The 12,690-nt window shown below is 74.6% G+C and carries 13 protein-coding genes; 6 read left to right on the top strand and 7 right to left on the bottom strand.

The window, feature by feature from the left end; genetic code table 11:
• Positions 1-162: 162 nt before the first annotated feature.
• From V1L54_RS07940 to V1L54_RS07930, 3 genes are all read left to right on the top strand, one after another.
• The gene (locus tag V1L54_RS07940) at positions 163-768 is read left to right on the top strand and encodes a SigE family RNA polymerase sigma factor (protein WP_330117172.1); all 606 of its coding nucleotides are present in this window, start codon (positions 163-165) and stop codon (positions 766-768) included.
• Entirely contained in the window at positions 765-1,688 is a 924-nt protein-coding gene (locus tag V1L54_RS07935; protein WP_330117171.1) for a hypothetical protein, read from the top strand. Before V1L54_RS07940 ends, V1L54_RS07935 begins: the two co-directional genes overlap by 4 nt.
• Before the next feature lie 103 nt (positions 1,689-1,791).
• Positions 1,792-2,424 (top strand): PH domain-containing protein, encoded by a 633-nt coding sequence (locus V1L54_RS07930; RefSeq protein WP_330117170.1) that lies wholly within the window; start codon positions 1,792-1,794, stop codon positions 2,422-2,424.
• Positions 2,425-2,769: 345 nt separating this feature from the next.
• Here the strand turns inward: V1L54_RS07930 and V1L54_RS07925 are convergent, their stop codons facing one another.
• The 3 genes from V1L54_RS07925 to V1L54_RS07915 all read right to left on the bottom strand — a co-directional run bounded on the left by V1L54_RS07925 (position 2,770) and on the right by V1L54_RS07915 (position 6,163).
• Positions 2,770-4,461: a phospho-sugar mutase gene (locus V1L54_RS07925; protein ID WP_330117169.1), complete on the bottom strand. Its 1,692-nt coding sequence runs from the start codon at positions 4,459-4,461 to the stop codon at positions 2,770-2,772.
• A gap of 285 nt (positions 4,462-4,746) precedes the next feature.
• Positions 4,747-5,568 (bottom strand): purine-nucleoside phosphorylase, encoded by an 822-nt coding sequence (locus tag V1L54_RS07920; protein ID WP_330117168.1) that lies wholly within the window; start codon positions 5,566-5,568, stop codon positions 4,747-4,749.
• Positions 5,569-5,725: 157 nt separating this feature from the next.
• Positions 5,726-6,163, bottom strand: a complete 438-nt coding sequence (locus tag V1L54_RS07915; RefSeq protein WP_330117167.1) for a gamma-glutamylcyclotransferase family protein — start codon at positions 6,161-6,163, stop codon at positions 5,726-5,728.
• A 94-nt stretch (positions 6,164-6,257) separates the two neighbouring features.
• On the opposite strand from V1L54_RS07915, the gene V1L54_RS07910 reads away from it, so the two are divergent.
• Together V1L54_RS07910 and V1L54_RS07905 are read left to right on the top strand one after the other, a co-directional pair.
• Positions 6,258-7,706 carry an NAD(P)H-quinone dehydrogenase gene (locus tag V1L54_RS07910; RefSeq protein ID WP_330117273.1) on the top strand — a complete coding sequence of 483 codons (1,449 nt, stop codon included), beginning with the start codon at positions 6,258-6,260 and terminating at the stop codon, positions 7,704-7,706.
• 158 nt (positions 7,707-7,864) lie between these two features.
• Positions 7,865-8,839, top strand: a complete 975-nt coding sequence (locus tag V1L54_RS07905) for a DeoR/GlpR family DNA-binding transcription regulator (RefSeq protein WP_443076542.1) — start codon at positions 7,865-7,867, stop codon at positions 8,837-8,839.
• A gap of 79 nt (positions 8,840-8,918) precedes the next feature.
• Here the strand turns inward: V1L54_RS07905 and V1L54_RS07900 are convergent, their stop codons facing one another.
• Complete coding sequence (locus tag V1L54_RS07900) at positions 8,919-10,697, bottom strand: acetyl/propionyl/methylcrotonyl-CoA carboxylase subunit alpha (protein ID WP_330117272.1); 1,779 nt, start codon at positions 10,695-10,697, stop codon at positions 8,919-8,921.
• Between the two features lie 397 nt (positions 10,698-11,094).
• Here V1L54_RS07900 and V1L54_RS07895 point away from each other — a divergent pair, with 397 nt between their 5' ends.
• Positions 11,095-11,535, top strand: a complete 441-nt coding sequence (locus tag V1L54_RS07895) for a hypothetical protein (protein WP_330117165.1) — start codon at positions 11,095-11,097, stop codon at positions 11,533-11,535.
• On the opposite strand, the gene V1L54_RS07890 is transcribed toward V1L54_RS07895, so the two are convergent.
• The 3 genes from V1L54_RS07890 to V1L54_RS07880 form a co-directional block, all read right to left on the bottom strand.
• Positions 11,516-12,154 carry a nucleoside triphosphate pyrophosphatase gene (locus V1L54_RS07890; protein ID WP_330117164.1) on the bottom strand — a complete coding sequence of 213 codons (639 nt, stop codon included), beginning with the start codon at positions 12,152-12,154 and terminating at the stop codon, positions 11,516-11,518. The genes V1L54_RS07895 and V1L54_RS07890 overlap by 20 nt on opposite strands.
• A 57-nt stretch (positions 12,155-12,211) precedes the next feature.
• Positions 12,212-12,334 carry a morphogenic membrane protein MmpB gene (mmpB, locus tag V1L54_RS07885; protein ID WP_330117163.1) on the bottom strand — a complete coding sequence of 41 codons (123 nt, stop codon included), beginning with the start codon at positions 12,332-12,334 and terminating at the stop codon, positions 12,212-12,214.
• Positions 12,335-12,448: 114 nt separating this feature from the next.
• Complete coding sequence (locus V1L54_RS07880) at positions 12,449-12,655, bottom strand: acyl-CoA carboxylase subunit epsilon (protein WP_330117271.1); 207 nt, start codon at positions 12,653-12,655, stop codon at positions 12,449-12,451.
• Positions 12,656-12,690: the final 35 nt, after the last annotated feature.

The following is a 12,690-nucleotide window of genomic DNA, read 5'->3' as shown; positions in this document are numbered from 1 at the left end:
GCCCGGCCGCGAGGGGGGCCGTGACCTCACCCGGGGAGGTGCGCGGACGGGGGCGTCGGCTGTGTCATGTCCGGGCGGCACCGCGGCTTCCCTTCCGGTTGCCCGGAATTCCGGGCAACCCGTTCCGGACGGAGGGTGGTCTGGAGGGTGAAGGGAGCGCGGATGCACGCAGACGACGAAAGTCAGTTCCAGGGCTTCGTCCGTGCCAGATGGCCCCATCTGGTGCGGACGGCCTACCTGCTGACGGGAGACCGCCACCATGCCGAGGATCTCGCACAGGCCGCCCTGACCAAGGCGTACCGCTCCTGGCGGCGGGTGGTCCGCAGCGAGAACCCGGACGCCTACATACGGCGCATCCTGGTCAGCTGCAACAAGGACCGCTTCAGAAAGCGGCGTGTCGCCGAGCATCTCACGGAGCTGCCGCTGGACGCCGCCGCGCCGGCCCACCCGGATCCCGCGCCGCGGGCCGTCGACCGGCAGGTGCTGATGAGAGCCCTCGCCCGGCTGCCCAAGAGGCAGCGGACGGTGGTGGTGCTGCGCTACTGGGAGGACCTCTCGGAGGCGGAGGTGGCGCAGACGCTGGGGTGCTCCGTCGGCACCGTCAAGAGCCAGGCGTCCAAGGGGCTCGCCAAGCTGCGTGCCCAGCCGGGCCTGCACGCGGTCCGGCCGGGCGCCGACACCCGTACCGATCCCGGGACCGACGCCCGCACCGGTACGGCCGCGGAGCCGGCGGTACCGGTGATCGCCAACCATGGGGAGACGAGATGAGCGAGGAGACTCCGTTCGAGGCGCAACTGCGCCGGATGCTGGCCGAGGGGGTGGACGACGTCCGCCCGGAGAGCGCGCCGTACGACGCCATCGTGCGGGGTGCGCGGAGCGCCCGGCGGCGCGGCATGGCGGTGGCCGGGGCGGGGGTCGCGGTCCTGGCCGTGGTGCCGGGGGTGGCCCTGGGCGCGTACGGCGGCTGGGGGGACGGCTCCGCGCCCGCGGCCGGTGCCGCGCCCGCGTCGTCCGGCGCGCCGGACTCTCCCGGAGCCTCGGCCGGCGCCGACGAGCCGGAGGGCATGGGTCCGCCCGCCACGTCCGGGCAGCTCGCCGACGGGATCGGCCTGTCGCAGGCCGAGGCGTCCTTCGCGCGCTGCCTGAAGTCCCACGCCGCGCTCCAGAAGGAGCTTCCGGGCGACGCGTCCCCGGCCGGCGGGCTCGGTGATCCGGCGGACTACCGGCTCCTGCAGGCGTGGAGGCTGGTCGCCAACCACAACGAGGGCACTTCCGGTACGGGGGTGCTGGCGGTCCACCGGGAAGACGACGGAGCCGTGTACTTCTGCCGGGACCGGAAGGAGACGCAGAACCTGCGCGTGTTCAACGGGGACGGCGCCCCGGAGCGGGCCGTCACGGTCGACATCAACGCCAATGTGCTCTACCGGCAGATTCCCCTGGGCGGCACGGACTGGGAACTGCCCTACCGCTGGGTGGACTACGGGAGTGTGACCTCCGAGGTCAGCAGGGTCACCGTGGAGTACGGCGGACGGACGGTGGAGGCGACGATCGACGACGGTTACTTCGTGGCGAGCGGTGTGCTCACCGAGAAGCCGGACGCAGCTCCGGCGATCAAGGGGTACGACGCCGACGGCACCCTGGTCTACGACTCCGCCGAGGACCGCTACTACGAGGCGATCATCGACTGACAGTCCTCCCTTCTCCTCCGGGCCTTCCCTCCGGCCCGTCCCCGGTGGACCGCCCTGCGGTCGGGTGGGCCGCCCGCGCCGCTCGTCGGGCAGAATCGGGGGCATGACGCGCGAGCAGAACGGATACGCCGACCATGTCTACCGCTCCGTACCGGGGCTGGTGGGAGGCGGTCTGCTGCTGTTCCTCGTCGTGCTGCTGACCGGTGACGGAGCCCTCAGCGGCGAGGGGCGTGTCCGGTGGATCTCGCTGGCCGCCCTGCTGTTCCTCGCGCCGCTGATCGTGGCCTTCTCCCTGCGGCCCGCCGTGTACGCGGGCAGTGAGCGGCTGCGGGTGCGCAACCCGTTCCGCACGATCACCCTGCCATGGGCGTCGGTGGAGGACGTACGGGCCTCGTACTCCACCGAGGTCTTCGCCGCGGACGGTGCGAAGTACCAGATGTGGGCGATCCCGGTGTCGCTGCGGCAGCGGAAGAGGGCCGCCCGGCAGCGGGGAGGCGGCGGCCGGACGACGGCACCGGCGGTGTTCGGCGGGGGGAAGGGCCCGGGGGGCGGCGGGGACCAGAACGGTTACCGGCCCCAGGCCGACCAGGCGGTCGAGGAGATCCGCGCACTGGCCGAGCGCCACGCCTCCGCCGAGGCCGCGCAGGGCGTCCCGGCCGTCCGGTGGGCCTACGAGATCCTGGTTCCCGCCGCCGTCGGCGGGCTTGCCCTGCTGCTCCTGCTGCTTCTGGGCTGAGGGCGGTTCGGGCGGGCCGCCCGGGCCGGGCCCCGGTTCGGGCCGTACGCCCGGTGGCCGCGTACCGGAACGGGATGCGGCCGGGCGGGCGTGGCGTGCGCCGGGTCGGTACGCGGCCACCGGGCCCGGCCGGGTCGGCCCGGTCTGACTGCCGGTCGTCCGGTGGCCGGCCCGCCGTGGTCCGCTCCCCTCCGGGCCGGATGTCCGGCCGTTCCCGCCCGTGTGCCCGCCGGACGGTCCCGACGGCGCGCGGGTGCCGCGCGGCTGTCCACCGCCCGGTACGTCCGGCACGTCTGGCGCCCGGCGCGCCCGGCTCCGGCCCGGACGCCGGGCGCGCCGGACGGGTCAGATGCCCGCGGCGGCGGCCAGGTCCGCCCGGAGGGTGCCCAGGGCCCAGTCCGCCGCGGCCCGGGCGGTGGACAGCTCCGAGGCGTCCGCCACGGGGACGACCACCTCCAGGTAGCACTTCAGCTTCGGCTCCGTGCCGCTGGGCCGGACGACGACGCGGGCGCCCGAGACACCCTGCCGGGAGTCGCCGGCCAGGTGGTAGCGGAGTACGTCGGCCGGCGGGAGGCCGCCGTCGCCCCGGCCGAGGTCCTCGGCCGAGGTGACGGTCAGACCGCCCAGGACGACCGGCGGTGTCGCGCGCAGCCGGCGCATCGCCGCCTCGATCAGCGACAGGTCCGCCACCCGCACCGAGAGCTGGTCGGTGGCGTGCAGCCCGTAGCGCGCCGCGAGGTCGTCCAGCAGCTCCGCCAGGGTGCGCCCGGACTCCTTCAGCTCCGCGGCCAGCTCGGCGATCAGCAGCGCGGCCGTGATGCCGTCCTTGTCGCGCACGCCCTCGGGGTCGACGCAGTAGCCCAGCGCCTCCTCGTAGGCGTAGCGCAGCCCGTCCGCCCGGGCCAGCCACTTGAAGCCGGTCAGCGTCTCGGTGTACGGCACGCCCGCCTCGGCGGCGATCCGCGACAGCAGGGAGGAGGAGACAATCGTGGTGGCGAAGGTGCCCCGGGCCCGCTTGTGCACCAGATGGGTGGCCAGCAGCGCGCCCACCTCGTCGCCGCGCAGCATCCGCCAGCCGGTGTCCGTGTCGGGGTCGGGCACCGCCACCGCGCAGCGGTCGGCATCGGGGTCGTTGGCGATGACCAGGTCGACGCCCCCCGCCCTGTCCGCCTGGTGGTCGCGGGCGGTGGCGAAGGCCAGGTCCATCGCCCCGGGCTCCTCGGGGTTGGGGAAGGCGACGGTGGGGAAGTCGGGGTCGGGCCCGGCCTGCTCGGCGACGGCGATCGGCGCGGGGAAGCCCGCCCGCTCGAAGGCCGCGGCCACGACCGCGCCGCCCACCCCGTGCAGGGCGGTGTGGACGACGCGTACGTTCCGCGGGGAGCGCGGGGTGAGGACGGAGACCGCCCGCTCCAGATAGGCCTGGACGATCTCCTCGCCGAGGACGTCCCAGCCGGACTCGGCGCGCGGGACGTCCGCCAGGGAGCCGATCGCGGCGATCTCGTCGGCGATCCGGGCGTCGTCCGGCGGCACGATCTGCGCGCCCCCGGCGAGATAGACCTTGTAACCGTTGTCCCGGGGCGGATTGTGGCTCGCGGTGACCATGACGCCGGCCGCGGCGTCCAGATGCCGTACGGCGAAGGCCAGGACGGGGGTGGGCAGGGGACGGGGCAGCAGGGCCGCCCGCAGCCCGGCGCCGACCAGCACGGCGGCGGTGTCGCGCGCGAAGTCGGCGCTCTTGTGGCGGGCGTCGTACCCGACGACGACCAGGCCGCCGTCGTGCCCGGTCCGCCGCAGACTGGCCGCGAGTCCGGCCGCGGCCCGGACGACGACCGCGCGGTTCATCCGCATCGGTCCCGCGCCCAGTTCGCCGCGGAGCCCGGCGGTGCCGAACCGGAGGGTGCCCGAGAAACGGTCGGCCAGTTCGTCGAAGTCCTGTGCCTCGACGAGTCCGGCCAACTCCTCGCGGGTCTCCGGGTCCGGGTCCTCGGCCAGCCAGGACCGCGCCCGGGCGGTCAGCTCATCGTGCACGGTTGTCACGTCGTCTCCGCTCTCGCGTGTCGTCTCGCGTGGCCCCCGTACGGGCGGCGCCGGGCGCCGCTCCCGTCCGCTGCCACTCCCGCGCCGGGGCGGTCGCGGGATCTCCCACTGGCCGGTCTTCGTCCTCCGGCCGGTGTCCGCCGGCGTCCGCGGGGCCTCGCCGGTCTCCGCCCACTCCTACCCGGGACACTCCCGGACCCCACCGGTCACCTCGCCGTCCGGGTGCCGTCCGGGTGCCGTCCGGGGGCCGTCCGGGGGAGGACGGGCGCCCACCGCGCCGGCCGGTCAGACGCGGGGCAGGACGCGGGCCAGCAGTTCGCCCATCCGGGCGGCCGAGTCGCGGCCGGCCCGGAGGACCTCCTCGTGGTTGAGGGGCTCGCCCGTCATGCCCGCGGCCAGGTTGGTGACCAGGGAGATGCCCAGCACCTCCGCGCCCGCCTCCCGGGCGGCGATCGCCTCCAGCACGGTGGACATGCCGACGAGGTCGCCGCCGATCGCCCGGACCATGCCGATCTCGGCGGGCGTCTCGTAGTGCGGGCCGGGGAACTGGACGTAGACGCCCTCCTCCAGCGTGCCGTCCACCTCCTGGCACAGCGCGCGCAACCGCGGCGAGTAGAGGTCCGTCAGGTCGACGAAGCGCGCACCGGCGATCGGGGAGCGGCCGGTCAGGTTGATGTGGTCCCGGATGAGGACCGGCTGGCCGGGGCGCATGCCCGGGCGGAGGCCGCCGCAGCCGTTGGTCAGCACGACGGTCTTGCAGCCCGCGGCCACCGCCGAGCGGACACCGTGGGCGACGGACGCGACGCCGTGGCCCTCGTACAGGTGCGTACGGCCGAGGAAGACCAGCGCGCGCCGTTCGCCGGCACGGTACGAGCGGACCCGCCCGGCGTGTCCCGCGACCATCGGCGGCGGGAAGCCGGGGAGGTCGGTGACCGGGAACTCGTGGTCCGGGGCCCCGAGCGCGTCGGCGGCCGGGACCCAGCCCGAGCCCATGACCAGGGCCACGTCATGGCTCTCCGCGCCGGTCAGTTCGCGGAGGCGGGCCGCGGCCGCTTCGGCGGCGGCGTGGGGGTCGCCGGAGTAGTCCGTGCTGGCAGATGCGTTCACGCCGATGAGGGTAACCGGTAATTGCCTACGCGCGTAGACGACCCCGGCCGGGATGTCCGCCCGAAGCCGGGGCGGCAGTGGTCCCGGGCTCGGCCCCGCGGTGCTCCGGTGGCGGGAGGCGGCCGGCGGACGTGCCCGGCGCAGGCGCCCGGAAGCCTCAGCAGGGACGCTTGCGCAGCTCCGTCACATAGTCGTACGGGGCGCCCGCGGACTCCGCCGCCTCGGCGATCTCCCCCAGATAGCGGGCCGAGGGCAGCCCGCCCTCGTAGCCGTTGAGCACGTAGCACCACGCCGTCTCGTCGCCGTCCAGGGTGTGCACCCGCACCCGGGTGCGGCGGTAGATGCCCATGCCGACGCCCTCCCAGCGGTCGATGGAGTCCTCGTCCAGGGGCGCGATGTCGTACAGCGCGACGAAGACCTCCGACAGCGGATCCTCGACGATGGTCGCGAGCGAGCCCTCCCAGCCCATGTGCTCGCCGCCGAAGGTCAGCCGCCATCCGCTGAGCCATCCGGTGCCGCGCAGCGGGGAGTGCGGGGCCCGGCGGGACATCAGCCGGGCGTCGAGGTTTCCGGCATAGGCGGCGTAGAGCGACATGCGACGAGGTTAGCGGGCGGCGGGCGCCGCCCCCCGGCCGGAGTGCCCGCGCGGGCGGCGGGTGGTGCCCGGCGCGCGGGCGGCGCGTGTCAGACTGGGGTACGTGACTCGGATCGTGATCATCGGTGGTGGGCCCGGCGGCTACGAGGCGGCGCTGGTGGCCGCGCAGCTCGGCGCGGAGGTGACCGTCGTCGACCGGGACGGTCTGGGCGGGGCGTCGGTGCTGACCGACTGCGTGCCCTCCAAGACGCTCATCGCCACCGCCGAGGTGATGACGAACTTCGACTCCTCCTACGAGGAACTCGGCATCATCGTCGAGGACGGCACCCCCGACCCCGACAGTCCCGCCCGGGTCGTCGGAGTGGACCTGGGCCGGGTCAACCGGCGGGTCAAGCGCCTGGCGCTCGCCCAGTCGCACGACATCACCGCCGCCGTCACCCGGGCCGGCGCCCGGGTGCTGCGCGGCCGCGGCCGGCTGGAGCCGCACCAGGCGTCCGACGGTTCGCGCCAGGTGGTCGTGGAGACGGGCGAGGGCGAGGAGCAGCGGCTGACGGCGGACGCCGTCCTCGTCGCCACCGGCGGCAAGCCGCGCGAGTTGCCCGACGCCCGTCCGGACGGCGAGCGCATCCTGAACTGGACCCAGGTGTACGACCTGGAGGAGCAGCCCGAGGAACTGATCGTGGTCGGCTCCGGCGTCACCGGCGCCGAGTTCGCCGGCGCCTACCAGGCACTCGGCTCCCGGGTGACGCTGGTCTCCTCGCGCGACCGGGTGCTGCCCGGCGAGGACCCGGACGCGGCGGTGGTGCTGGAGGAGGTCTTCCGGCGCCGCGGCATGAACGTGCTGTCGCGCTCCCGGGCGGCCTCGGTCAAGCGGGTGGGCGACCGGGTCGAGGTCACCCTCTCGGACGGCCGGGTCATCACCGGCAGCCACTGCCTGATGGCGGTCGGGGCGGTCCCCAACACCACGGGCATCGGCCTGGAGGAGGCCGGGGTAAGGCTGCGGGAGTCGGGCCACATCCGGACGGACCGGGTCTCGCGCACCTCCGTCCCCGGCGTCTACGCGGCCGGCGACTGCACGGGTGTCTTCGCGCTCGCCTCGGTCGCGGCCATGCAGGGCCGTATCGCGATGTACCACTTCCTGGGCGAGACGGTGGCGCCGCTGGACCTCAAGACGGTCTCGGCGAACGTCTTCACCGACCCGGAGATCGCCACCGTCGGCTACACGCAGGCCGACGTGGACAGCGGCCGGATCGACGCCCGCGCGGTCAAGCTGCCGCTGCTGCGCAACGCGCGCGCCAAGATGCAGGGCATCCGGGACGGCTTCGTGAAGCTGTTCTGCCGGCCGGGCACGGGCATCGTGGTCGGGGGCGTGGTGGTGGCGCCGCGCGCCAGCGAGCTCATCCACCCGATCTCGATAGCGGTCGACAACAACCTGACGGTCGAACAGATCGCGAACACCTTCACCGTCTATCCCTCCCTCTCGGGCTCGATCGCCGAGGTGGCCCGGCAGCTCCACACCCGGAAGACGGCCGAAGAGGGCTGATCAGCGTCCGTTTCCGCCGGAAACGATCGCCTATACCACGACCGGGGTACGGCTACGGACAACTTCCGTTATTCAGCGGAAACAGCTGAAAGCAGACGGTCGGACGGGTTACTGTCAGTTCCGTGTTCGCTGCAGAACGTCGCCAACTGATCCTCGAAATGGTGCGTGCCAACGGAGCCGTCTCGCTCCGGGAGCTCGCGCGAGTCGTCCAGACCTCCGAAGTGACCGTACGGCGCGACGTCCGGGCGCTGGAGGCCGAGGGGCTGCTCGACCGCCGCCACGGCGGCGCGGTGCTGCCCGGCGGCTTCACCCGGGAGTCGGGCTTCCCCCAGAAGGCGCATGTGGCGACCGCGGAGAAGACGGCCATCGCCGATCTGGCCGCGGGCCTCGTCCAGGAGGGCGAGGCCGTCGTCGTCGGTGCCGGTACGACCACCCAGGAGCTGGCCCGCCGCCTGGCGCGGGTGCCGGGCCTGACCGTGGTCACCAACTCGCTGCTGGTCGCGCAGGCGCTGGCGCACGCCAACCGCGTCGAGGTGGTGATGACCGGCGGCACGCTGCGCGGCGCCGACTACGCGCTGGTCGGCAGCGGCGCCGAGCACTCCCTGCAGGGACTGCGGGTGTCCCGTGCCTTCCTGTCCGGCAACGGGCTGACGGCCGAACGCGGCCTGTCCACCGCCAACATGCTGTCGGCGAGCGTGGACCGCGCGCTGGTGCGGGCCGCGGCGGAGGTCGTCGTCCTCGCCGACCACACCAAGCTCGGTGTCGACACGATGTTCCAGACGATCCCCCCGGATCTGATCACCCGCCTGGTGACCAACGAGCCCCCGGCGCAGGACGAGCGGGCGGCGGCGGAGCTGCAGGCCCTGGCCGACCAGGGCGTCCAGATCGCGGTGGCCGGCGAGGCGGGCGCCCACCTGGGCGGTCCGGCCGGGCAGCCCGGGCCGGGCGGCGAGGGCGGTGCGGGCGGCACGGGGCGGCAGTCCCGCCGCGAGGTGCCGCTGCCGGGGCAGCGCCGCCAGCATCCGCAGGGCGGCGGGGGAGGCGGTTCACAGCTGCGTGCGGCTCCCCCGCCCGCTCCGGGCGAGGGCCAGCCGGGCCGGGTCACGGACCTGGCCCCGCGCCGCCATCACTGACCGACTGACGCACGGGTGACGCACGGGCGGGGCGGGACGGCCGCCGTGCCGCCCCGCCCGTGCCGGGCCTGCCGTCCGGTCAGTCCTTGATCTCGCAGATGACGGCGCCGGAGCTGACGCTCGCGCCGACGGCGGCGCTGAGCCCCTTGACGGTGCCGGCGCGGTGGGCGGTGATGGGCTGCTCCATCTTCATCGCCTCCAGGACGATGACGAGTTCGCCCTCGGCGACCTGCTGGCCCTCCTCCACGGCGACCTTGACGATGGTCCCCTGCATCGGGGAGGCCAGGGCGTCGCCGGAGGCGGCCGGGCCGGACTTCTTGGCCGCGCGCCGCTTGGGGCGGGCGCCGCCGGCCGCCGCGGTGCGGGCCAGCGTCATTCCCAGCGAGGCGGGCAGGGAGACCTCCAGGCGCTTGCCGCCGACCTCGACCACGACGGTCTCCCGGCCGGGCTCGTCCTCCTCCGCCTCCGCGTCGGCGGGCGCGGCGAACGGCTTGATCTCGTTGACGAACTCGGTCTCGATCCACCGGGTGTGGACGCCGAACGGGTCCTCGGGACGGCCGTTGACCTCGGGGGCGAAGGCCGGGTCGGCGACCACCGCGCGGTGGAACGGCAGGGCGGTCGCCATGCCCTCGACCTGGAACTCCGCCAGGGCGCGGGCGGCGCGCTGCAGGGCCTGCTGCCGGGTGGCGCCGGTGACGATCAGCTTGGCCAGCAGCGAGTCCCAGGCCGGGCCGATGACCGAGCCGGACTCCACCCCGGCGTCCAGCCGCACGCCCGGACCGGCGGGCGGGTCGAACCGGGTGACCGTGCCCGGGGCCGGGAGGAAGTTGCGGCCCGGGTCCTCGCCGTTGATGCGGAACTCGAAGGAGTGACCGCGCATCGGGGGATCGTCGTAGCCCAGCTCCTCGCCGTCGGCGATCCGGAACATCTCGCGCACCAGGTCGATGCCGGTGACCTCCTCGGTCACCGGGTGTTCCACCTGGAGGCGGGTGTTGACCTCCAGGAAGGAAATCGTGCCGTCCTGGCCGACCAGGAACTCACAGGTGCCGGCGCCCTCGTAGCCCGCCTCCTTGAGGATGGCCTTGGACGCGCGGTACAGCTCGGCGTTCTGCTCGGCGGTCAGGAACGGCGCCGGGGCCTCCTCCACCAGCTTCTGGTGGCGGCGCTGCAGGGAGCAGTCCCGGGTGGAGACGACCACCACGTTGCCGTGCTTGTCGGCCAGGCACTGGGTCTCCACATGGCGCGGCCGGTCCAGGTAGCGCTCCACGAAGCACTCGCCGCGGCCGAAGGCGGCCACCGCCTCGCGGACGGCCGAGTCGTACAGCTCGGGAACCTCCTCGAGGGTGCGGGCGACCTTCAGACCGCGTCCGCCGCCGCCGAAGGCGGCCTTGATGGCGATCGGCAGACCGTGCTCGGTGGCGAAGGCGACGACCTCGTCCGCGCCGGAGACCGGGTCGGGGGTGCCCGCGACCAGCGGCGCGCCGGCCCGCTGGGCGATGTGGCGGGCCGCCACCTTGTCGCCCAGATCGCGGATGGCCTGCGGGGGCGGGCCGATCCAGATCAGCCCGGCGTCCAGGACGGCCTGGGCGAAGTCGGCGTTCTCCGACAGGAAGCCGTAGCCGGGGTGGATCGCGTCCGCGCCGGAGTCGGCGGCGGCCTTCAGCACCTTGGCCATGTCCAGATAGCTGTTGGCCGGGGTGTCACCGCCCAGCGCGAAGGCTTCGTCCGCCACCTTCACGTGCAGCGCGTCCCGGTCCGGGTCGGCGTAGACGGCCACACTCGCGATCCCGGCGTCCCGGCAGGCCCGGGCGACGCGGACAGCGATTTCACCGCGATTGGCGATGAGCACCTTGCGCACGATGGCTTCCTCCTTGGCGCTGGGCCGCAGCAACACATGAGCGATGTGAGTTTAGGTAGTGGCGACACCGCACGCCGAGTCGCCTCGCGAGGTGAGCTTGCCCACACGGAATGTGATCCCGGAAGCTCCGGGAAGCCCAAACCCCTTACGAGCACACGGTACGCCGGGCTTCTCGGCTCGGGCTGGAGATTCGCCGTGTGGTCAAGGTTACTGTCCGGGTGCCGGGGTGGAACCCCTGGTTCTTTGTGGGGTTCCTATGAACGACGGGGCGATTCTTTGCCGGTGCGCCGCGGGTTCCCGGAAGCATTACCCGCTAGTAGCATGCGCACGGACGCATGGACGCATGGACGCACGGACGCACGGACGAGTGGGGCGGGGACGGAAACGGGGCGGGGACATGGCGCACGGACGGCCGGTGGCGCTGGCGGCGACCGCGGTACTGGTGTGCGAGGCCGTGGGGGTCGCGGCGCTGCACTGGATCCTCGGTGTCATGGCCGACCGGCAGGACATGTCCCTGGCCGGGCTCGACCCGCGCGCCGCGGCGGTCTCCGCCTGGACCGGCGGTGCCGCCCTGGGCGCCCTGCTGCTGCTGTGCGGCGCGCTGCTGCTCCGCACCGCCCTGACCGGCCGGGCACCGGGCCGGCCCGCCCGTGCGCTGCTGGTCGGCGTGGCCGTCGGGCACGGGGTGCTCGGCGCGGCGGCCGCCGCGCTGGTGGGGTGGGCCGCGTTCGCCGTCCTGATGGCCGCGCTGGGCGTCCTCGTACTGGCTCTGCTGACCCCGGTCGCCCCGGCCGGCGAGCAGGGCGCCGGGGCGCCGCTCAGGCCCACAACTCCGTGATCCCCACGCCCAGCTCGGCCAGCAGCCGGCGCAGCAGCGGCAGCGAGAGCCCGATGACGTTGCCGTGGTCGCCCTCGATGCCCTCGACGAAGGGCGCCGACCGGCCGTCGAGGGTGAAGGCTCCCGCGACGTGCAGCGGCTCGCCGCTGGCGACATAGGCGGCGACCTCCGCGTCGGTCGGCTCGCCGAAGCGGACCGAGGTGGCGGCGGTCGCCGAGACGCGGCGGCCGGCGGCCACATCGACGACGCAGTGCCCGGTCACCAGGACACCGGTGCGCCCGCGCATGGCCTTCCAGCGGGCGGTGGCCTCCTCGGCGTCCGCGGGCTTGCCCAGCGGACGTCCGTCCAGTTCCAGCACCGAGTCGCAGCCGACGACGAGCGCGCCCGCCGCCGCGGCCCGCTCCGCCACGGCCGCCGCCTTCGCCTCGGCCAGCCGCAGGGCCAGTTCGGCGGGTGTGGGGGCGCTGATCGCGTCCTCGTCCACCCCGCTGACGATCACCTCGGGCGCCAGCCCGGCCTGCCGCAGCAGCCCGAGCCGGGCGGGGGACCGGGAGGCGAGGACGAGACGGCGCGCGGGGGTGGGGGCGGGGGCGGGGGAGGAAGCGGTGTCGTGGACCATGCGGCTCATCCTAGGAACATCCGGGGCGGCCGTGGACGGGCCCGCGCGGCGGCCCGCTCAGAGCAGCAGCAGGAAGACCACGAGCATGGCGGTGGCGAGCAGCAGGCCGGCGCGGCGGAGCATGGCCTGGGCGGCGCGCAGCTCCTCGGGGGGTTCGTCGGCCGGATCGGACCAGAGCATGTCCCGATCCTCCGCCGTCCGTGTCCGGGGCGCCTGAGTACCCGTACTCAGGCGCCCCGGACACGGCAGGAGGCGCGGCAGGGGCGCACGGCGGGAGAAGGGGCGGGGGCGGCCTCAGCCGGGCCAGTACGTCGTCCGCCACGCCTGCGGTCCCGGGTGCGGCAGCCGCCGGCCGGGGACGGTGCGGGCCGGGTCGGACCACTGGGCGGCGGGGCGCGCGGCGGGGCGCTCGGCCGCCTGTGCCGCCGCCCGGGTGCGTACCACCGCCAGGGCGGCGGCCAGTTCCTCGGGGGTCGGGTTGCCGCGTACGACCTTGATCACTGCCACGGTCTCCTCGCTGTCGGAAGCGGTCGGAT

The sequence above is a fragment of the Streptomyces rubellus genome, assembly GCF_036323805.1.
GTDB lineage: Bacteria > Actinomycetota > Actinomycetes > Streptomycetales > Streptomycetaceae > Streptomyces.
The sequence above is the reverse complement of the archived record's forward strand: the minus strand, read 5'-3'. Positions and strand labels throughout refer to the sequence as shown.

Excerpts from the sequence above, each read along its gene's own strand:
- V1L54_RS07895 (WP_330117165.1), top strand. The coding sequence starts at position 11,095 with ATGGCGCACGGACGGCCGGTGGCGCTGGCGGCGACCGCGGTACTGGTG.
- V1L54_RS07915 (WP_330117167.1), bottom strand. The coding sequence starts at position 6,163 with ATGTCGCTCTACGCCGCCTATGCCGGAAACCTCGACGCCCGGCTGATG.
- V1L54_RS07905 (WP_443076542.1), top strand. The coding sequence starts at position 7,865 with ATGGTGCGTGCCAACGGAGCCGTCTCGCTCCGGGAGCTCGCGCGAGTC.
- mmpB (WP_330117163.1), bottom strand. The coding sequence starts at position 12,334 with ATGCTCTGGTCCGATCCGGCCGACGAACCCCCCGAGGAGCTGCGCGCC.
- V1L54_RS07935 (WP_330117171.1), top strand. The coding sequence starts at position 765 with ATGAGCGAGGAGACTCCGTTCGAGGCGCAACTGCGCCGGATGCTGGCC.
- V1L54_RS07940 (WP_330117172.1), top strand. The coding sequence starts at position 163 with ATGCACGCAGACGACGAAAGTCAGTTCCAGGGCTTCGTCCGTGCCAGA.
- V1L54_RS07930 (WP_330117170.1), top strand. The coding sequence starts at position 1,792 with ATGACGCGCGAGCAGAACGGATACGCCGACCATGTCTACCGCTCCGTA.
- V1L54_RS07890 (WP_330117164.1), bottom strand. The coding sequence starts at position 12,154 with ATGGTCCACGACACCGCTTCCTCCCCCGCCCCCGCCCCCACCCCCGCG.